15 protein-coding genes and 1 tRNA gene are annotated in these 19,007 nt (G+C 60.3%); 8 read left to right on the top strand and 8 right to left on the bottom strand.

What is annotated here, in order from left to right; genetic code table 11:
- Nucleotides 1–386: 386 nt before the first annotated feature.
- Nucleotides 387–1,706 (bottom strand): AAA family ATPase, encoded by a 1,320-nt coding sequence (locus tag ABGM93_RS15985; RefSeq protein ID WP_321501163.1) that lies wholly within the window; start codon nt 1,704–1,706, stop codon nt 387–389.
- 1,188 nt (nt 1,707–2,894) lie between these two features.
- On the opposite strand from ABGM93_RS15985, the gene ABGM93_RS15980 reads away from it, so the two are divergent.
- Nucleotides 2,895–4,403, top strand: coding sequence for a hypothetical protein (locus tag ABGM93_RS15980; RefSeq protein WP_321501162.1), 1,509 nt, complete (start codon nt 2,895–2,897; stop codon nt 4,401–4,403).
- A 41-nt stretch (nt 4,404–4,444) separates the two neighbouring features.
- On the opposite strand, the gene ABGM93_RS15975 is transcribed toward ABGM93_RS15980, so the two are convergent.
- Nucleotides 4,445–4,996 (bottom strand): N-acetyltransferase family protein, encoded by a 552-nt coding sequence (locus ABGM93_RS15975; RefSeq protein WP_321501161.1) that lies wholly within the window; start codon nt 4,994–4,996, stop codon nt 4,445–4,447.
- A gap of 419 nt (nt 4,997–5,415) precedes the next feature.
- On the opposite strand from ABGM93_RS15975, the gene ABGM93_RS15970 reads away from it, so the two are divergent.
- Nucleotides 5,416–6,699: an FAD-dependent oxidoreductase gene (locus ABGM93_RS15970; RefSeq protein WP_321501159.1), complete on the top strand. Its 1,284-nt coding sequence runs from the start codon at nt 5,416–5,418 to the stop codon at nt 6,697–6,699.
- Between the two features lie 120 nt (nt 6,700–6,819).
- Here ABGM93_RS15970 and ABGM93_RS15965 read toward each other — a convergent pair whose 3' ends face one another.
- The 3 genes from ABGM93_RS15965 to ABGM93_RS15955 form a co-directional block, all read right to left on the bottom strand.
- A complete protein-coding gene (locus tag ABGM93_RS15965; protein ID WP_321501157.1) occupies nt 6,820–7,599 on the bottom strand; it encodes a Bax inhibitor-1/YccA family protein in 780 nt (259 codons plus the stop codon).
- Between the two features lie 224 nt (nt 7,600–7,823).
- Nucleotides 7,824–10,451 (bottom strand): ABC transporter permease, encoded by a 2,628-nt coding sequence (locus tag ABGM93_RS15960; protein WP_321501155.1) that lies wholly within the window; start codon nt 10,449–10,451, stop codon nt 7,824–7,826.
- Nucleotide 10,452: 1 nt separating this feature from the next.
- The gene (locus ABGM93_RS15955; protein WP_321505967.1) at nt 10,453–11,166 is read right to left on the bottom strand and encodes an ABC transporter ATP-binding protein; all 714 of its coding nucleotides are present in this window, start codon (nt 11,164–11,166) and stop codon (nt 10,453–10,455) included.
- Nucleotides 11,167–11,415: 249 nt separating this feature from the next.
- Here ABGM93_RS15955 and ABGM93_RS15950 point away from each other — a divergent pair, with 249 nt between their 5' ends.
- From ABGM93_RS15950 to thpR, 3 genes are all read left to right on the top strand, one after another.
- Nucleotides 11,416–12,048: an arylesterase gene (locus tag ABGM93_RS15950; protein ID WP_321505965.1), complete on the top strand. Its 633-nt coding sequence runs from the start codon at nt 11,416–11,418 to the stop codon at nt 12,046–12,048.
- Nucleotides 12,049–12,136: 88 nt separating this feature from the next.
- The gene (locus ABGM93_RS15945) at nt 12,137–13,189 is read left to right on the top strand and encodes an aldo/keto reductase (RefSeq protein ID WP_321505959.1); all 1,053 of its coding nucleotides are present in this window, start codon (nt 12,137–12,139) and stop codon (nt 13,187–13,189) included.
- Between the two features lie 176 nt (nt 13,190–13,365).
- A complete protein-coding gene (gene thpR / locus ABGM93_RS15940) occupies nt 13,366–13,905 on the top strand; it encodes an RNA 2',3'-cyclic phosphodiesterase (RefSeq protein ID WP_319774346.1) in 540 nt (179 codons plus the stop codon).
- 12 nt (nt 13,906–13,917) lie between these two features.
- Here thpR and ABGM93_RS15935 read toward each other — a convergent pair whose 3' ends face one another.
- Nucleotides 13,918–14,283 carry a DUF6665 family protein gene (locus ABGM93_RS15935; protein WP_321501152.1) on the bottom strand — a complete coding sequence of 122 codons (366 nt, stop codon included), beginning with the start codon at nt 14,281–14,283 and terminating at the stop codon, nt 13,918–13,920.
- A gap of 59 nt (nt 14,284–14,342) precedes the next feature.
- Complete coding sequence (locus tag ABGM93_RS15930; RefSeq protein ID WP_321505957.1) at nt 14,343–14,708, bottom strand: DUF2794 domain-containing protein; 366 nt, start codon at nt 14,706–14,708, stop codon at nt 14,343–14,345.
- A 712-nt stretch (nt 14,709–15,420) separates the two neighbouring features.
- Between ABGM93_RS15930 and htpG the strand changes: the two genes are divergently transcribed.
- Complete coding sequence (gene htpG / locus ABGM93_RS15925; RefSeq protein ID WP_321501150.1) at nt 15,421–17,409, top strand: molecular chaperone HtpG; 1,989 nt, start codon at nt 15,421–15,423, stop codon at nt 17,407–17,409.
- 210 nt (nt 17,410–17,619) lie between these two features.
- Here the strand turns inward: htpG and ABGM93_RS15920 are convergent.
- A tRNA-Leu gene (locus tag ABGM93_RS15920) sits at nt 17,620–17,706 on the bottom strand.
- A gap of 155 nt (nt 17,707–17,861) precedes the next feature.
- Here ABGM93_RS15920 and ABGM93_RS15915 point away from each other — a divergent pair.
- Together ABGM93_RS15915 and ABGM93_RS15910 are read left to right on the top strand one after the other, a co-directional pair.
- On the top strand, nt 17,862–18,440 hold the full coding sequence (locus ABGM93_RS15915) for a YqaA family protein (RefSeq protein WP_321334022.1): 579 nt from the start codon (nt 17,862–17,864) through the stop codon (nt 18,438–18,440).
- 17 nt (nt 18,441–18,457) lie between these two features.
- Nucleotides 18,458–18,997 (top strand): disulfide bond formation protein B, encoded by a 540-nt coding sequence (locus ABGM93_RS15910; protein ID WP_321501148.1) that lies wholly within the window; start codon nt 18,458–18,460, stop codon nt 18,995–18,997.
- Nucleotides 18,998–19,007: the final 10 nt, after the last annotated feature.

Raw genomic sequence — 19,007 nt, 5'->3', positions numbered from 1 at the left:
TAGGGAATGAATACTACGTATATTTTTCCTACACTTCGCAATCCTCATATCGTCACTAATAATATATCGCGCATCGGAAATACGACATATTGCCAATAAATGGGGATCATCGCACGCATCGCAACCACTTGGCAAGCTTTCTTCAATTTCATCTAAACATCTTTCGACAACATCTAACGCGACACTCCTCACTCGACCGGATCTTGAAAGTTCTATTATCCACATCTTTACTTTTAGGACTCTTTCTATTTCCTCCTTTTGCTTTCCAGCGCCAATCGCTAGTTTAACATTTTTAGTCTCAATATCATCTTTGAGCTTATTATGCCATCCGTCCTTGTTTATCGCGCGGACGAGCTTGTTTATGTCGACACAGATAACGCTCATAGCTAAATCATCTCAAATAGATATGATTGCTCTCGGAAAAAGAATTCACGATAGCTATCGGGCGGAGAATCTACATGCCCCTTCTTATTGATTAATACTTCCGAAATTGAGTTTCCATTACTACGATTTTCGCAAAAAAGAATTTTTTGCGTTAATTCCGAGCCTTCCTCATTCTTAAACAAACAATATCTATACCTATCAATCACATAATCGCTATGCGTTTCAATAACTAACCTCAACCCAGCACGTGCCAGTTTAAATACAAGCTCACCAAAAGCCGCTTGCGCCTTAGGATGCAAATGAAGTTCAGGCTGCTGAATCAATAGTAGAGCATTCTTTTCCTGCGACATGAGTATCGCGTCTACGATAACTGGGAGTATCTGTGACACGCCATAACCCACTTCATCCAACGAAAATACCTTCCCGTTTTTCGTTATATTTATACGAATAGGAGACTTAGGATCAGACAGCTTATACGGCCGCACATCTATTTCATCGAAAAGACCGCTCTCCCTGCCAAACTGATTTATGCTTTCTTTGACGGAACTCATTTTTTCTGAATAATTTTCGAATAGTTGATATAGTCTATGAGGGATATGCTCACCACGCAACTTCCTTTCACTAGACGGTTTCATGTAGATATTTTGGGGGTCCATCCGGATCGGACCGTAATAGTTAATTCTAACCGGCGACCTCCCAATAAAATAAGGCATACCGACCGCGTTTTCCTCGCTAGAAAAATCTAAAAACGCGAGTTCCCACGCGATATTCGTAATATACGTCCGCTTAATCGGGATACTCAGAGTTCTATAGCCACGACTTGGCGAGAGATGCTCTTTCAAGACTGAGGTATATGAAAACATTTTACTTTTGCTATCGATTTTCTTAGAAAGTAATGACTTACCTTTTCTCCTCACTAACATTGCACCTTCATTGTTAACCGAAACAACCCTATCAATTAGCAGCTCTTTCCTCGATTTAGAGGCAGTATATGTAACAATTCTCCCTATTTGTTCGACACCTCCAAATTCTCCTACATCATCGCCATTCACCATAAAACCTATCGAAACTTCAGATTCTTCAATATAAGGAGAAAGTACATCAACTGACGAACTAACTTTTTCACTAGATCCAACTATATTATACTTTCTGAGAAAGCTTTCTGTAAAAATGCAGTTTATTAGATGCAATATACTTGATTTGCCAGAGCTATTATCTCCAACAATAAAATTTACACTCGCCAATTCGATATTTATACGCCTAAAACCTCTAAAGTTTTTTGCAAATACTTTCAATTCAATCATCTTTTCACCCAGCAGCATCCGTTGATTCGCCAACTTTTATCTTCGTATGAAGACTTCTCACATGCCACAAATTTTCACGTTACTTATTTCTATCGCTTGACTTGCCGCAACAGGCTAAGTTTCGTTTCTCAATCTGTACGGCAGACTCTATTGGAGTTTGCCACTTCGACCCAGAGCTTCTTATGAGTATACAAAGGTGATACGCGGCACTAGCGCTCCAGACAAAAGCCAAGCCCGTCAACACCCCAATAGGGAAAGCGGGTCAGTCCTTGCTTGCCTTAACACCGCAACAAACGGCCACTCCACATCAGTCAATTTCTTATCCCCGCCCTCACCCCATGCCCCTATCCTTCCCCCATCGCCCGGCGACAAGCGGGAAGCCATGGCAGACCGTCTGCCGTGCTGGTCGGGGATCGTGACGGCGTCGGCTGACAGGGACTAACGGCCCCCGGTAGGCTGACGCGATCGAAAGTCGTGGGGGCCCGAAAGGGCGCGCGGCTTCGGACCGGGTTCGTGCCTCGCCTCAATGCGGGTGCGGAGCCGGTCAGGAGGCTCTTGCATCACCGACCATGTCGCGGGTGAAACAGTCTCTGAAGTCGCGGCGAGAGAATGGCCGGATGGCCGAGCGTGACTTCCGGGAAAACGTCATGGGCAGGGCAAAGCCGCCACATTGCCGAAGACTCGACCGAATGCCGACACAAGGCCTGGCAATGCCGGCCGCGCCCTGCCAATTCCCTCAAAACGGCCGCGCCGAAAGGCCCGGGCGCGGTTGGCGCGTGGCCTCGGTCCGTCCGGGACCCGGAAGACACGTTTCCGTCATCGCCGGACCGGGAAACCGCAAGGGCCACACCCAGCCCGCCGCCGCGGTGAGGTTCATGGCCGCAGGCTCGCATGCGCACTACCCGGCCTAATCGTCTGGCGGAGTTATACAACCCTGAATACCTGTCGGTTTTGCAGGCCTGGCGGCATCCTTGCCCGCCTTCGAATTCAGGCAAGTGAGCCGAGACATCGTTGCAACGCCCCCTGAACAACCCCGACTCAAATCCGCTTTTGTTATTGCCTTCCAGCCCGCACTTACCCTAGTTTCAGGGCTTGATCAGTAAGCGGCTGCCCCGACTTCCGTTAATTTCCGGTTAACGCTATTCTTGGCGACGGCACGGAAATGCGTGAGAGGGAGGCCGCATGGCGTCTTTGAGGAGTTCGGAAATGGGTCTTTTCTCCAGCAAGCAGAGCTCGTCGTCTCGTGACGACGGCACCGCGCGGCCGACGGCCTACGGAGCGGAAGACGACTTTCGGGATGAGGACCGCGAAGAAACGTCCAATGTCGAGCAGCTCTCGCCGCTTGCACTGCGCATGCAGGAGCAATTGCGCAGCCTCGACAATCTCAAGGCCCGCGTCGGCGGCCTCGGGCGCACCTTCGAGCAGATGAACACGCTGGCAGCCGAGAGCTCGAACTCCATCTCGCTGCTGTCGGACTTCATTGACGCCTCGCGCACCCATGTGGAGACCGAAATCCGGCTGAAGTCGGAAAACGCCAAGCTGACGACCGACCTGATTGACCGCAATCACGAGGTCAAGTCGCTGTCGAACCAGCTGGAAGAGGCCCTGGCGGAAGTCCATTCTCTTCGCAAGCGCTCGACGGAAACCCGCACCGCTCTTGAGGGCGCGCGCAACGATCTGGTTTCCATTCGCGACAACAACAAAAAGGTCAACGAGGAATACCGCGCTCAGAGCGCCCGCCTCGTGGAGGCCAATGGCCAGATCGCCGATCTGACGGGCGAGCTGAAGGACACGGCCGCCAAGCTGGCCACGGCGGAAGAACATGCTGAAAGCCTGAAGACCGCGCTTGACGGCTTGACCCAGCGCGAGAAGGAACTGCAGCAGAACCTCTCCGAAAGCGCGGCCCTGCTGGAAGCGGAGATCCGCAAGTCACAGCAGCTTGCCGCCGAGCTGGAAGCCTCCAAGCGTCAGGTCAGCGAGTTCCGTAACGAGAATATCGACATCAAGTCCCAGCTCGACATCGCGGAACAGGAAATCGAATACGCCAAGTCGCGGCTGGAAGAGGAAAAGCGCAAGCACGACAACGAGGTCTACACGCTCAATTCAGAGATTGAGAACCTCTCCTCGCAGCGCCGCATCGGTGCCCATTCCCTGCAGGAAATGGCGACCGAGAACAATTCCCTGAAAGAGCGCAACCGCGACATGATCAAGCGGATGCAGGAAATCGAACGCCTGCTGGACAGCGCCCAGAAGAACCACGAGCACGACCGCAACGATCTGGTCAGCACCAATGCCAAGTTGCGCGAGCTGAACCTGCGTTACAACGCCGTCCTGACCGACCTCAACCACGAGCGCAGCCAGAACGCGAAATATTCCGACACCAACGAAGAGCTGGTGGAAGAGAACAAGAAGCTTCAGCGCTACCGCATCAAGTATGACAGCGCCGTGGACCAGATCGCGCAGCTCAAGTCCGTCATCGCCAACTACCAGATGGCGATGGAGAAGGACGGGATCTCCTTCGAGCACGCCACCTCCGGCGACCCTGTCGCCCGCGTGGAGAAGGTTCTCGCCGCCGAGGACGACCTGTCCGACGAGTTGCTGGAGCCGGTGCCCTCGAACGTGTCCGCGAGCGATGCGAACGCGACGTCCTCCACCGACGACACGGATGACGATGGCCCGAAGGGCGATGGCAACATCGTCAAGCTGCGCGATTAGGCAGCACCCCTGCACTTAAAATAAGCGGAAGCGAGCCGACCTCAGGTCGGCTCCTGATGCGGCGCGCTTTCGGCCCCCTCGCCCAGCGCGCGCTGCATCAACACGCAATCGAGCCAGCGGCCGAATTTCCGGCCGACATTCTTCAGCGTGCCGACGGGTTCGAAGCCCAGCGAGCGATGAAGCCCCACCGAGGCCACATGGGCGCTATCGCCGATCACCGCCACCATCTGCCGGTAGCCGCGTGACGTCGCCTCTTCGATGATCGCGCCCATGAGGGCCTTGCCCACACCGAGACGGTGCGCGTCAGGCGCGACATAGACGGAATTCTCCACCGTACCGCGATAGGCCGGGCGCGGCCTGTAGGGGCCCGCATAGGCGTAGCCGAGCACCCGCTCTGCGCCGCCCTCCACGCGTGTGCATACGAGATAGGGATAGCCGTTTGTGAGAAGCGCCTCATGGCGGCGCAGCATCTCCGCCTCGTCGGGCGGTGTCAGCTCAAAAGAGGCCGTGCCGGTTTCCACCGCGTGACGGTAGATCGCGGTGATCGAAGAAATATCATCCCCGCGGGCGGGGCGAATGGTAAACTTAGACATGTGGGAAGGTTCTGGCGGGATGTTGGGAGGATATCTTAGCCAACTGAATGTGGCTCCGTGGCCCGTTCCGGTCCAGCGCGAATTATAGGCAAGGGTTCGGCTTTCCGCATTCCGGTCCGCTGCGCGCACGAAGAGACAACCGCAGCCCCTCCCGAATGCCATACATGTGAGCTTAGACCGAAGTCGCATGTTCAAAATATTATTATATACTAACATTCGCATGTGTTAATTTATTAGCTGGATGTCGGCCACCCCGTGACCGGCACCCGCATGCACAGCCACCAGCCATAAGGTGGCGTGTGTCGTGGAACGCCCGCCGTGTCCCCCCTTGCTTTCGGACCAACGGCGCGCACCGCTGCGCAAGTCGAGACGGCGCCGAACGCCTGTCCCGCGCCGCGGGAGGAAAAAGGAGTAGGACAGTGGCTCAGATTCTCATTCTCGGCGGCGGCATTGCAGGCGTTTCGGCGGCCTATGAAATCCGTGAGGCCCTCGGCAAGTCGCATGAAGTGACCGTGGTCTCCAAGGCAGCACATTTCCAGTTCACGCCATCCAATCCGTGGGTCGCCGTCAACTGGCGCAAGCGCGAGGACATCACCGTCGACCTCGCAACCACCTTGCCCCGCCACAACGTGAAATTCGTCCACGCCGCGGCGGAAAAGGTGCTGCCGACAGAAAAGGCCGTGCGCCTTTCCAACGGTGAGACGATGACATACGACTACCTCGTCATCACCACCGGCCCGGAACTCGCCTTCGACGAGATCGAGGGGCTTGGCCCGAACGGCTTCACCAACTCCGTGTGTGACGTCGACCACGCGACCGAGGCACAGCCGCATTGGGAGGCCTTCTGCGACAAGCCCGGCCCGATTGTCGTGGGCGCCGTACAAGGCGCGTCCTGTTACGGCCCGGCCTACGAATTCGCAATGATCATGGATACCGACCTGCGCAAGCGAAAGCTACGCGACCAGGTGCCGATGACTTTCGTCACCGCAGAGCCCTATGTGGGCCACCTCGGCCTTGGCGGCGTGGGCGACACCAAGGGCTTGCTGGAATCGGAGATGCGCGAGCGGCACATCCGCTGGATCACCAACGCCAAGGTGGACAAGGTCGAGGACGGCAAAATGACCGTCACCGAACTCAACGAAGACGGCTCCTTGAAAAAGGTCCACGAATTGCCCTTCGGCTTCTCCATGATGCTGCCCGCCTTCCGTGGCATCCCCGCCCTGATGGGGGTGGAGGGGCTCACCAATCCGCGCGGCTTCGTGATCGTCGACAAGCACCAACGCAACCCGACCTATCCGGAGATCTTCTCCGCTGGCGTCTGCATCGCCATCCCGCCACTGGAGGCCACGCCGGTTCCGGTGGGGGTTCCCAAGACCGGCTACATGATCGAGAGCATGGTGACGGCAATCGCCCGCAACCTGAAGGAAATCCTGGCCGGAAAGGAGCCGTCTCACGAAGGTACGTGGAACGCCATCTGCCTCGCCGATTTCGGCGATGGCGGCGTCGTCTTCGTGGCCCAGCCCCAGAATCCGCCGCGCAACGTGAACTGGTCGGCCAGCGGAAAGTGGGTCCACCTGGCCAAGATCGCCTTCGAGAAGTACTTCCTGCGCAAGGTCCGCAAGGGCACGACCGAGCCCTATTACGAAAAGGCGGTCATGCAGATGCTCAAGATCAGCAAACTGAAGACCAAGGAACCGGCCTGAGCGCAGACGTTGCGCAGGCGGCGCCCGGCCCTTGCATGAACACAAAAGAAAACGGGCGCGGAGAGATCCGCGCCCGTTTCAATTCGTACTCAGGCTGTGCTTGACAGCGAGACCTGTCGCCTAGTCGCGGTTGCCGAAGAGCTGCAACAGCATGAGGAACAGGTTGATGAAGTCGAGATAGAGACGCAGCGCGCCCATGACGGCCTTGCGTCCGGCGACCACATCGCTGTCACCTGCGTAGTACATTTCCTTGATCTGCTGCGTGTCGTAGGCGGTCAGGCCGGCAAAGACCAGAACGCCGATCACGGAGATCGCGAACTGCATGGCGCTGGAACCGATGAACATGTTCACCAGCGACGCGATGATGATGCCGATCAGGCCCATGAACAGGAACGAGCCCCAGCCGGACAGATCCTTCTTGGTCACATAGCCGAAGAGGCTGAGACCACCGAAGGAGGCCGCGGTGATGAAGAACACCCGCGCCACCGACTGGTGGGTGTAGACCATTAGGATCGACGACAGGGAAATGCCCACAAGCGCCGCATAGATCCAGAAGGTGCTCTGCGCCGCGCCGACGCTCATCTTGTGAACGCGGAAGGACAGGAAGAAGACCATGGCCAACGGGGCCAGAATCACGAGCCACTTGAGCGGGCTCACGAAAAGAGCAAGACCAAGGCTGGTCAGCATCATGCCGTTGGGCAACTGTGCCGCGGCGTCGGCCTGATTGGTGGTCACCGACAGCATGAACGTGCCAAGCGCGGTCAGGCCGGTGATGCCGAGACCCAGCGCCATGTAGTTGTAAACGTTCAGCATGTAGGCCCGAAGGCCAGCATCATAAAGGCCGGCCTCGGCGCGCGAGCCCGCGTATCGGCTCGCCTGATTACGGTCGAAGGTCGCCATGAAATTCCTCGCTTTTCATTCGCCCCTGGGAAGACAGAAAATGCGCCTTCACGGGCGCTGAGGCGAATATGGGGGTATCCGACCACGCGAACAAGACCGCTCCGTGGCAATTTCGCGTGATTTAGCGTCCCTATGAGGCAAATGAATGGCCTTGGCCCGGGAAAGGACATGATCTTGCAATCCCGGCAAATGGTTAACCGAAACTGAATTGAGGCGAACCACGCCTAAAGATTGCGAAGCACGGGAGCAGGACGCTCGCCCAGCACACGCCAGGTGCCCACCAGGCCGAAGCCGACGGAAAGCGCCAGCGCGATCAACGCCGCGATCAGCGCGGTCATGGGCTGGAACATGAAGCCCACATGCATGATCTGCGTAATGACGTACCACGCGGCCACCGTTCCGGCGAAAACCGCGAAGATGGAGGTGGCAACGCCCAAAAGCGCATATTCGATCACATAGGCCGCGATGAGCCGTGCCCGCGTCGCCCCCAGGGTCTTGAGGATCACCGCATCATGGATGCGGTTGCGATGCCCCGCTGCCAGCGCGCCCGCCAGCACCAGGACGCTGGCGATAAGCGTGATGGCCGAGGCCCCGCGGATGGCCCAGGCAAGCTGTCCGACGAGATCGTTCACCTGCTGGATCGCGTCCTTAACCCTGACGCCGGTCACGGTTGGAAGCGCGTTGGAGATCGTTTTCAGAAGGTCGATTTCCCGGGCGGTGGAGACATCCGACTTCCACGTGATGGTGGCAAGATTGGAATGCGGCGCGCCTGCAAACGTATTGGGTGAGAAGACGAGGACGAAATTCATCGCCAGGCTTTCCCACTCCACATCGCGGATATTGGAAATCCGGGCGACAATCTCGCGCCCCAGCACATTGACCGTGACCGTATCGCCGATGGCCAGCCCAAGCCCCTTGGCGATCCCGCTTTCCATGGAAACAAGCGGCTCGCCGCTGTAGTTTTCCGGCCACCAGGACCCGGCTTCCAGTTCCGAGTTCTCCGGCAGATCCGCAGAATAGGTGATCCCGCGATCGCCGCGTAGCGCCCAGGCGACCTCCGGTGTGGGAACCACATCGCGGGCCGGAACCCCGTCGACTTTCACGATCCGCCCCCGCATCATTGGCGCGGTGACAAGCTCCGCATCCGGTGCGTTCGCCTCGACCACCTGCCTGAAGGTCGACATCTGATCGTTCTGGATATCGAGAAAGAAGAAACTCGGCGCTTCATCCGCCACCCGCGTGGTGAGTTCGCGCCTGAGATTGCCGTCAATCAGCGTCAGCGCGACCAGCAGGGTCAGGCCGAGGCCCAGCGACAGGGTCACCGAGGGCGTCAGCGCGCCCGGACGATAGATATTGCCAAGCGCCAGCCGCCACTCTGTCGCCAGCGCCGCCGCACGGCCAGATCTGCGCCCGATCCCGCGACGAAACCGCGGCAAGTGACGCGCAAGCGCCATCAGAGCGCGACCGACGCCGAAGAGCAGCACGAAGGACGCCGCAGCAGCACACACATAAATGACCGCGATCCGACGATCATAGGCGAGCACCACCGCAAGCCCCGCCAAGAGCGCGACCGTGACCGCCGTCGCCGCGACATAGCGAAGCCGCGGCAGACGCGAGGGACTGCCGATCTCATCGCGGAAAAGGGCCGTCGGCGGCACGTCGTGAGCCCGGCCGAGCGGCCAGAGCGCGAAGGCCAGCGCCGTCAGAACACCGTAGACGAGCCCCAGCGCCAGTTCGCCGGGATAGATCCCCGCAATGACGCCAACGGGCAGTACCTGCGCCAGAAAGGTGCCAGCCGCAAAAGGCAGCAATGCACCCAGCATGAGGCCGATCACGATCCCGCCCCCCGCCAGCATCAGGATCTGCATCAGATACAGCCAGAAGACGAAACCGCCCGGTGCGCCAACGCATTTGAACGTCGCGATGACGGGACGCTTGGTATCGAGAAAGGCGCGCACCGCATTGGCAACGCCAACCCCGCCCACGACAAGCGCCGTCAACCCGACAAGCGTCAGGAACTGCGTAAGCTGGCCGATGCTGCGCTTGAGGCCGGGGGCGGCGTTGTCGCGCGCGCGGATACGCCAGCCCGCATCGGGGAAGCGTTTATCCGCTTCCTCGCGCACCGCCTTCACATCCGCCTCGCCGCGCGGCCCGGAGCGCACATCATTGAGCGCCACACGGTGATGCCAGCGCACAAGCGTCCCCGGCTGAATGAGCCGGGAGGCGTCCATGGCGGCCCGCGACACCATCAGGCGCGGCCCGAAATCGACCCCGCCGGAGAGTTTGTCCGGTTCTGTGGCGATCGTGTCCGCGATCCGCAACCGCGCATAGCCGAGCGTGATTTCATCGCCCACGTCAACATTGAGCCGGGCAAGCAACGCAGGGTCGGCAGCCGCGCCCCAGACATCGCCTTGCGCCTCAAGGCTTGCATGCAGATCGCCGCCGCTGGTCAATTTCAGATCGCCGAAAAGCGGATAGGCGCCATCGATGGCCTTCACCTCGACGAGCGCCTGCGCATCGCCGGAGGGCACACGCGCCATCGCGCGCATGGTGGCGACGACGGAAACCCGGCCCACGCCATCGAGAAAAGCGCGTTCATCCGCATTGGCCTGACGCTGGACCAGCGAGAAATCCAGATCGCCACCCAGGATTGCGCGCCCCTCCCCGGCAATTCCCTCCGTCAGACCGCGCGAGATGGAAGCGACGCCGGAAATGGCGGCGACGCCCAACGCGATACAGGCAATGAAGACGTAAAAGCCGCGCACACCCCCGCGCAGTTCGCGCAAGGCGAAGCGGAAGGCGGTGGCGATGGTGGCATGCGCGCCGGCAGACCCCGCAGGCGATCCCGTCATGTCAGTGCCCCGCTGTGGCGGACGCGGGTTTGGCGACATGGTCGGCATCGATCACGCCGGAATGGATGCGCACGCTGGTGGTGCAGCGCTCGGCGAGAGAACGATCATGGGTGACCAGAACCAGCGTCGTGCCATGGCGCTTTTGCGCCTCGAACATCAGATCGATGATGGTCCCGCCGGTGTTTTCGTCGAGATTGCCCGTCGGCTCGTCCGCGATCAGGATTTCCGGCGATGTGACCAGCGCACGTGCCATGGCGACGCGCTGCTGCTCGCCGCCGGAAAGTTGAGAAGGGTAATGATTGAGGCGATCCTTGAGGCCGACCGCGGCCAGCTCATCGGCCGCACGCTTGAAGGCCTGCGCCTCGCCCGCAAGCTCCAGCGGCACGGCGACATTTTCAAGCGCGGTCATGTTGGCAACCAGATGGAACGACTGGAAGACGATGCCCACATGCCGCCCCCGGAAGCGGGCAAGTTCGTCTTCGGCCAGGGTCGTGATGTCCGTTCCGGCCACAACGACCCGCCCACTGTCGGCGCGCTCAAGCCCCGCCATCACCATGAGAAGCGTGGATTTGCCCGACCCGGACGGGCCGATGATGCCGACCGAATGGCCGCGCGCGATATCGAGATCGATGCCCTTGAGGATGTGCACACGGGCAGCCCCGTTGCCGAGCGAAAGATGGACGTCTCGCAGAGAGATCGCCGAATTCTGGGCGATGGTTTGATCCACAGGCCTTGTCCTTCGCGTTTTGAAACCCAGATCAGGTATCCTGATCCGGCGGGCAACTTGTGCGTATCGATAGCAGGGCATCTGTCCACGCAGACGCGCGCGCCTGTCCTGATGGCCACAGCATGCCTGTTGGCGACCCGCAAGCGAACGTGTTCCAGTGGCGCAAAGCCACGCATTCAGCCCAATATGGTGGCTTGAGCGAATCTATCCAGAGGGCCCATGCGTTTCTTCGCCGTGATGATCACCGTCCTTGTTGCCGCTGCGATGGGTCCCATGGCGCTCGCCTCGGCTGCGCCCATAACCCTGGTGGCGCTGGGCGACAGCCTGACCGCCGGCTACGGCCTGCCGCCCGGCGATGGCTTCCCGGACAAGCTTCAGGCCGCCCTCAAGGCGCGCGGTCATGACGTGATCGTGATCGACGCGGGCGTCTCCGGCGACACGACCTCCGGCGGGCTCTCCCGTCTCAACTGGTCGGTGGGCGAAAAGGCGGACGGCGTGATCCTGGAACTCGGCGCGAACGATGCGCTGCGCGGCATCCGCCCCCAGGAGACGCGCCGCAACCTTGCCGCCATGCTGGACCAACTGAAGGCGCGCGGCCTGCCCGTGCTTCTGGCGGGCATGATCGCTCCGCCCAACATGGGCCCGCAATACGAGCGCGAATTCAATCCCATATACCCGGATCTTGCCGAAGAATATGGCGCGCGCCTCTATCCCTTCTTTCTTGACGGGGTCGCCGGAACGCCTGCGCTCAATCAGAGCGATGGCATGCATCCGACCTCCGAAGGCGTGGACGTGATCGTCTCCCGCATCCTTCCCGATGTCGAAGCCCTGATCGCCGAGATCACCGCACCGGAAGCACGGAAAGACTGAGCACCCACCAAGTGTTTTCCACCCCAATAAGACCATGAGAAGAGCGCCTCACGCCCTCTCCTCCCAATGAACTCAGGACGTCTACATGATCGAAATGCGCAAACTCGGGCGTACCGATATCGAAGTCAGCTCCATCTGCCTCGGCACCATGACCTGGGGCCAGCAGAATACCGAAGCCGAAGGCCATCTCCAGATGGACATGGCACTGGAACGCGGCATCAATTTCTTCGACACGGCCGAGCTTTATTCCATCCCGCCCAAGGCAGAGACGCAAGGAAGCACGGAAAAGATCGTCGGCTCGTGGTTCAAGTCTCGCGGCACACGCGACAAGGTGATCCTGGCGACCAAGGTCGTCGGGCGCACGGTCAATCGCTGGTTCCGCGATGACGGCTCCGAAGGCCGCCTGAACCGCGCCCAGATCGAGGAAGCCGTCAACAAGAGCCTGAGGCGGCTTCAGACCGACTATATCGACCTCTACCAGATCCACTGGCCGGATCGCGAGGTCTCGCAGTTCGGCTCCAACCCGACGATCTGGCAGCCGCCGCAGCCCGCCGCCGACGAGACCCCGATCGAGGAAACGCTTCAGGTCATGGCCGATCTGGTGAAGGCCGGCAAGATCCGCCACGTGGGGCTTTCCAATGAGAGCGCCTGGGGCACCATGCGTTTCCTGCAGGCCGCCGATCAGCACGACCTGCCGCGCGTCGTCTCCATCCAGAACGCCTATTCGCTGCTCAACCGCACCTTCGAGACCGGCCTGGCCGAAATCGAGGCGCGCGAACAGGTCGGCCTGCTCGCCTATTCCGCGCTGGCGCAAGGGCTTCTGACCGGCAAGTATCGTGACGGCGCGCGCCCCGAAGGCTCCCGCTGGGCCCTTTTTGACCGCCAGCAGCGGTACCAGACGCCGGGCACGGAAGCGGCGGCGGAGGCCTATTTCGATCTCGCGCAGGAACTGGGCCTGTCGCCGACGGCGATGGCGCTGGCCTTCGCCCATTCCCGCCCCTTCATGACCTCCGTGATCATCGGCGCAACCAAGCCCGAACAGCTCACCGAGGACATCGACGCGGCGAATGTGGAGCTGAGCGAAGAGGCAATTTCGCGAATCAACACGATCTACCAGATCCACGGCAGCCCCTGCCCCTGATCCGCTTCCTCTTTTCACATTGCCCGATTGTGAGGGGCCGCCGCATCATTGCGGCGGCCCTTTTCGCAATTGCACAAGAAACATGGTCTGCGCGCCCTGTCGGGGGCCATCCGCACTTGCCATCGCTCTTGCGCCTCCCTCACACTGACCTCGGATAAGCAACGGGAGGAGGAGCCATGCCGCGTCTCTTTACCGGCCTGGAGATTCCGGCCGATATCGGCATGAGATTGTCGTTGCTCTCTGGCGGATTGCGAAACGCCCGCTGGATCGAGCGCGGCGATTATCACATCACCCTGCGTTTCATTGGCGATATCGAGGACAGGCTGGCCGACGAAGTCGCCGACGCGCTGGGCCGTATCCACCGCGATCCCATCGAGATCCGGCTTGGCGGGCTCGATGCCTTTGGCAAGGACAAGCCGCATTCGATCTTCGCCCGCGTGGAGCCGACGCCGGAGCTGGCCGAACTTCAGGCGGAACAGGAACGCATCGTCCAGCGCCTGGGCCTGCCGGCCGAACGGCGCAAGTTCACCCCGCACATGACGTTGTGCCGCCTGCGCGGCGGCTCAAGCGCGGATGAAGTGGCGCGCTGGCTTTCCATGCATGGCGATTTCCAGGCCCCGCCCTTCACGGCAGGCCGTTTCGTGCTGTTTTCTTCGAAAGCCTCCACTGGCGGTGGCCCTTATCTCATCGAGGAAGCCTATCCGCTGGCGGCCTGAAGCTGCTTGCGCTTATTCGACGGGTCGTGGCTTCGATGCGGAGGTTGGGCCCATGGCGAGGATGACAGCCTTCGGGACCTGGAAATCCCGGTAAAAGGCACCGTTTACCCGCAACCCGCACAATTCGCGCTGAATGACCACATACCAAAGCGCTTCACCGGCCTCCGCCAGCGCCCGCGCGTATTGCGGATCGTGCGATGCTTGCTCATCGGCCATGTCGGCCGTGCCGTCCGCCAGCCGCGCAAGCGCCTTCTCAAGCCGCTTTTGCAGGCGCCCCAGCGTGGACGCCTTCTCCGCCAGAACCTCGTGTTCCAGCGCCCTTTCGATCGGGTCGGCGTCGAAAGAGTTGGAAAAACGTTTTGGCGGGCGCAGCGACATGAACGCAAGGTCCGGTATCGGGAGGAGGCGGAACCCGCGATCCTAACGACTTGTCAGGCTCACACCAGACTGAGATGCCGCTTTTTCTCGAAGACGCGCAGAACCTTGTCGAGGTCGTGACCGCGCTTGAGGATCATCCCCCCCGCAGCAACGACCGAATAGGCCCCCTGCCTGCGGGCGTTTTTGGGATCCTTCTCGATGCGATAAAGCGGCATTTCGCTGGTTCGTCGGAAGATCGAGAAGATCGCCTTGTCTTTGTGGAAGTCCATGGCGTAGTCGCGCCATTCGCCGTCCGCCACCATTCGTCCATAGACCCTGAGGATCTGATTCAGTTCCCGCCGGTTGAAGGATATGGAAACCGGAACGGGTTTGCTCGGCGCGGCGGATGGGGACGAATAGGTCGACTGGACCGTTCCACCGCGCATCGACAGACTTTCTTCGGCCTCGCTCATGACGCCTCCCTCGCTGTCTTCATCCAGGTCTGGCGACGGGCCCGGCTTCGCGCGAAAGCAAGTCCTCTTGCACGAAAATCAGTTGTTTTCCGCAAGAACCTGCTGACGGGACGCTGAGCCGTCACACAAACATGATGCGCAGCGCGCAGCCCTGTGGCAAGCGCCAAGCGCCCAAAAACGACGCCGCGTGTCGCACCGCGCGCCCCACCCCTGTACCTTTGCGGAACAAGGAAGACCATCGTCAGTCGATCCGGCTTTCCCACGATGTTTTAGCCAGAGAAATGAAATTCATATTTTTGCCCCAATGCCGCCCTTGCGACGACACTTTGGGCAAACATAGTTCAATCGTTGCCTCAGACGGCCCGGTTCTGCCGAGACTTCGGATTTTTCAGCCCCCCAGCCCCCCGGGGACTTGGTAATGGACCGGGCCACCTGACGCATCTTGAAAGGCCGGTTTTTCCGGCCCTTTTTATTGTCCGGCTTCGCTGTGAACGTCTTCTCTCCGGCCCTTTCCGGCTTGCCCTGCGCCATGTTCCGCCCACGGGGCAATGACGGGCGCGCTTCGCAGCCTTGAACCTCATCGCAAAACCCCCAATATCTGCCCCGCCATGGCGCGGACCGCTTCGCGACGGGCAATTGACGGTTTTCAGCAACGTTTTGCGAAAAGGATGAGGGAGAAACCGGGATGAACAAAAGCGCCGGAACCGCGGAAGCGACGCCCCAGACACACGAATTTCAGGCCGAAGTCGCGCGCCTGCTGCACCTGATGGTGCATTCAGTCTATTCCAACAAGGACATCTTTCTGCGCGAACTGATTTCCAACGCGGCCGATGCCTGCGAACGCCTGCGCCAGCAGGCGCTGACGGAGCCGAAACTCATCGAGGGCGACGAGGGGTTCCGCATTCGCCTGGAGACGGACAAGGCTGCCGGAACGCTGACCATTTGCGACAATGGCACCGGCATGAGCCGCGAGGAGCTGATTGGCAATCTCGGCACCATCGCGCGCTCCGGAACCCGAGCCTTCCTGGAAAACCTCGGTGAGGCGAAAGACGGCCAGGCCCTGATCGGCCAGTTCGGCGTCGGCTTCTATTCCGCCTTCATGGTGGCAAGCAATGTGGACGTGGTGAGCCGCGCCGCAGGTTCCGATGAAGCCTGGGTCTGGCGCTCCGACGGACAGGGCAGCTTCACCGTGGAGCCCGCCGATCTTGAGACGGCGCCCGCCCGTGGCACGCGCGTGATCCTGCACCTGGCCGAGGATGCCAGGTCCTATGCCGAGGCCTATGAGATCGAACGCATCGTGCGCGAATATTCCGCCCACGTACCCGTGCCGATCGTGCTCGCCACCGAAGCGCCTGCGGACACGGATGAGGCCGAGGCCGCAGAGAGCGAAGACAAGGCCGAAACGGCGGACACGGATGCCGCCCCGAAGATCGTGGAACGCGAGATCGCCGACGGTTCCGCCCTTTGGGCACGCTCCAAGTCCGAGGTGAGCGAGGACGAGTACAAGGAATTCTACAATCACGTCTCACGCCAGTTCGACGACCCGGCCCTGACCCTGCACTACCGCGCGGAAGGCCGGCACGAGTATTCCGTGCTGCTCTTCGTGCCCTCCATGACGCCCTTCGATCTCTTCGATCCCGACCGCAAGGGGCGCGTGAAGCTCTATGTCCGCCGCGTCTTCATTGCCGACGATGTGGAGCTGCTGCCCGCCTATATGCGTTTCGTGCGCGGCGTGGTCGATTCGCAGGACCTTCCGCTCAACCTGTCGCGCGAAATGCTGCAGTCCAACCCGGTTCTTGAGGCGATTCGCAAGGGCGTCACCAACCGTGTGCTGTCGGAACTCCAGAAGCTCGCCGACAATGATGCGGAGAAATACATCAAGATCTGGGAGACCTTCGGTCCGGTCATCAAGGAAGGCCTCTATGAGGATTTCGAGCGCCGCGACAAGCTTCTGGCGCTGACCCGCTTCAAGACCACCCGCAGCGGTGACGGTTGGCGCACGCTGGCCGAATACGTCGCCGATCTGAAGGAAAACCAGACCCAGATCTTCTATGCCATCGGCGACAACGAGGCAGCTGTGAAGGCGAGCCCGCAGCTTGAAGGTTACCGCGCCCGTGACGTGGAGGTGCTGCTGCTGTCCGACCCGGTCGATGCCTTCTGGGTGCAGGTGGCCCTTGGCTATGACGGCAAGCCCTTCCGCTCCATCACCCAAGGTGCGGCCGATCTTGACGCCATCCCGATGCCCGAAGAGGCGGACAAGAAGGACACCGACGAACCTGACACCAAGGCGGATGTCGCCGCCCTCGTCGCTTACGTGAAAGAAACGCTGGGTGATTCGGTGAGCGATGTGCGCATTTCCTCGCGCCTCGCGGAAAGCCCTGTCTGCCTTGTCGCCCCGGAAGGCGGGCCCGACCGCCAGTTCGAGAAGCTGATGAGCCGCCGCGACGGCGCGCCCGGTGGGGCCGGTTCCAAGCCCATTCTCGAAATGAACCCCCGCCACGAGCTGGTCAAGGCGCTGGCCGGTCATCTGGATGATGCGTCGGCCAAGGCCTTTACCGAGGATGCGTCCTGGCTTCTCTTCGATCAGGCCCGCATTCTGGACGGCGAACGCCCCTCGGATCCCGCAGCCTTTGCGGACCGCCTGGCGCGCGTCATGGAAAAAGGACTCGGCTAGAGATCGCCCACGCCCCATGTCGTGCCAATGAAAAACGGCGGGAGCATTCCCGCCGTTTTTCATTGCAGACGCTTTGCCCGAAAGCCCTGTCCCAAGGTCTGTCCCAAGACCTGTCGCAAACACGCGCAGACATACGCCGCGCATGGATGATCCATCCGTCAAGGAAAGGTAGGACTGGAATGATGGGGGATTAAGACAGACGCCAGATCGTGGTGCCCCCGGCCCGACTCGAACGGGCACGTCCGCAAAGACAACGGATTTTGAATCCGTCGCGTCTACCAATTCCGCCACGGGGGCTTTCACGAGCGTGAAATCGAGCGCGACTATAGCGGCGGCTGAGCCCGCGTCAATCGCTCTTGCACAGCGAAATGCACACCGTGCACCACAACTGCGTCGCGCGTTCACGATCATGGCAATGGACTTGCCGACCCGCCGAGGCTAAAGAGCGTTTCATGCTTCGACGCCTCTACGACTGGACCATGTCGCTCGCTGCCGGACCACGCGCCAGGATGGCGCTGGGGGCGGTTTCATTTGCGGAAAGCTCCATCTTCCCGATCCCGCCCGACATGCTGCTGATCCCGATGGTTCTGGCGGAGCGGACGAAGGCCTGGACGCTGGCCCTTCTGTGCACGATCACATCCGTCGCCGGAGGGCTCGCGGGCTATGCCATTGGCGCATTGCTGTTTGCACAGATCGCCGAACCGATCCTTGCCTTCTACGGCTATCTGGACGCGTTCGAAACATTCAAGACCCGCTATAACGACTGGGGTGCCTGGGCGGTGCTGATCGCAGGCGTCACGCCCTTCCCTTTCAAGGTCATCACCATCGCCAGCGGTGCGACCGGGCTCGACCTCGCGGTTTTCACGATTGCCAGCATCATCGCCCGCGGTGTGCGCTTCTTCTTCGTTGCGGGCCTGCTCTATCTGTTCGGCCCGCCGATCCGGAATTTCATCGAAAAGCGCCTCGGCCTCGTCTTTACCGTTTTTATGGTCATGCTCATTGCCGGGTTCGCGGCAATCAAGCTGCTGTGAAGAAACTGGACCGCCTCATGACACGCCCCCGAGACCTTTATGCGCTTGCCCTTGAACACCGCCTGCCTCTGGTTTCGGGCCTGTGCGCGCTGGGAAGCATCGTTGTCGTGTCGAGCGCCTGGAGCTTCCAGCTTATCGGCGGCTATATGCCGTGCGAACTCTGTCTGGAACAGCGCATTCCCTACTATGCCGGCGCGCCGCTCGCACTGCTCGCCCTGCTGGTCTCCTGGAAAGCCCCAGACAAGACGCCGCTGGTTCGGCTTCTGCTGATCGCCTTTGCCCTGCTGATGATCTATGGCGGCGGCGTGGGCGCCTATCAGGCGGGCGCGGAATGGGGCTTCTGGCCCGGCCCCCTCGATTGCAGCGGAGATGGCGGTGGCGGTGTCAATGACGCGGCAAGCCTTCTCAATTCGCTTCAGACGATCAAGATCGTGAGCTGCACCGATGTGCAGTTGCGCATTCTCGGGCTCAGCTTTGCTGGATGGAATGTACTCACCTCCGCCGGACTTGCGGCCATCGCATTCTGGGCGGCACTGGCAAGGGGACGCCGCGCCTAGGGGACATCCA

The organism is Breoghania sp., assembly GCF_963674635.1.
Taxonomy (GTDB): Bacteria; Pseudomonadota; Alphaproteobacteria; order Rhizobiales; family Stappiaceae; genus Breoghania.
This window is presented reverse-complemented; position numbering and strand designations above follow the sequence as displayed.

What these genes read in the sequence shown, in the direction of transcription:
- ABGM93_RS15915 (WP_321334022.1), top strand. Translation starts at nt 17,862, where the DNA reads ATGCTTCGACGCCTCTACGACTGGACCATGTCGCTCGCTGCCGGACCA.
- ABGM93_RS15965 (WP_321501157.1), bottom strand. Translation starts at nt 7,599, where the DNA reads ATGGCGACCTTCGACCGTAATCAGGCGAGCCGATACGCGGGCTCGCGC.
- ABGM93_RS15985 (WP_321501163.1), bottom strand. Translation starts at nt 1,706, where the DNA reads ATGCTGCTGGGTGAAAAGATGATTGAATTGAAAGTATTTGCAAAAAAC.
- ABGM93_RS15930 (WP_321505957.1), bottom strand. Translation starts at nt 14,708, where the DNA reads ATGCGCGGTGGAACGGTCCAGTCGACCTATTCGTCCCCATCCGCCGCG.
- ABGM93_RS15950 (WP_321505965.1), top strand. Translation starts at nt 11,416, where the DNA reads ATGATCACCGTCCTTGTTGCCGCTGCGATGGGTCCCATGGCGCTCGCC.
- ABGM93_RS15975 (WP_321501161.1), bottom strand. Translation starts at nt 4,996, where the DNA reads ATGTCTAAGTTTACCATTCGCCCCGCCCGCGGGGATGATATTTCTTCG.
- ABGM93_RS15960 (WP_321501155.1), bottom strand. Translation starts at nt 10,451, where the DNA reads ATGACGGGATCGCCTGCGGGGTCTGCCGGCGCGCATGCCACCATCGCC.
- ABGM93_RS15980 (WP_321501162.1), top strand. Translation starts at nt 2,895, where the DNA reads ATGGGTCTTTTCTCCAGCAAGCAGAGCTCGTCGTCTCGTGACGACGGC.
- ABGM93_RS15935 (WP_321501152.1), bottom strand. Translation starts at nt 14,283, where the DNA reads ATGTCGCTGCGCCCGCCAAAACGTTTTTCCAACTCTTTCGACGCCGAC.
- ABGM93_RS15910 (WP_321501148.1), top strand. Translation starts at nt 18,458, where the DNA reads ATGACACGCCCCCGAGACCTTTATGCGCTTGCCCTTGAACACCGCCTG.
- htpG (WP_321501150.1), top strand. Translation starts at nt 15,421, where the DNA reads ATGAACAAAAGCGCCGGAACCGCGGAAGCGACGCCCCAGACACACGAA.
- thpR (WP_319774346.1), top strand. Translation starts at nt 13,366, where the DNA reads ATGCCGCGTCTCTTTACCGGCCTGGAGATTCCGGCCGATATCGGCATG.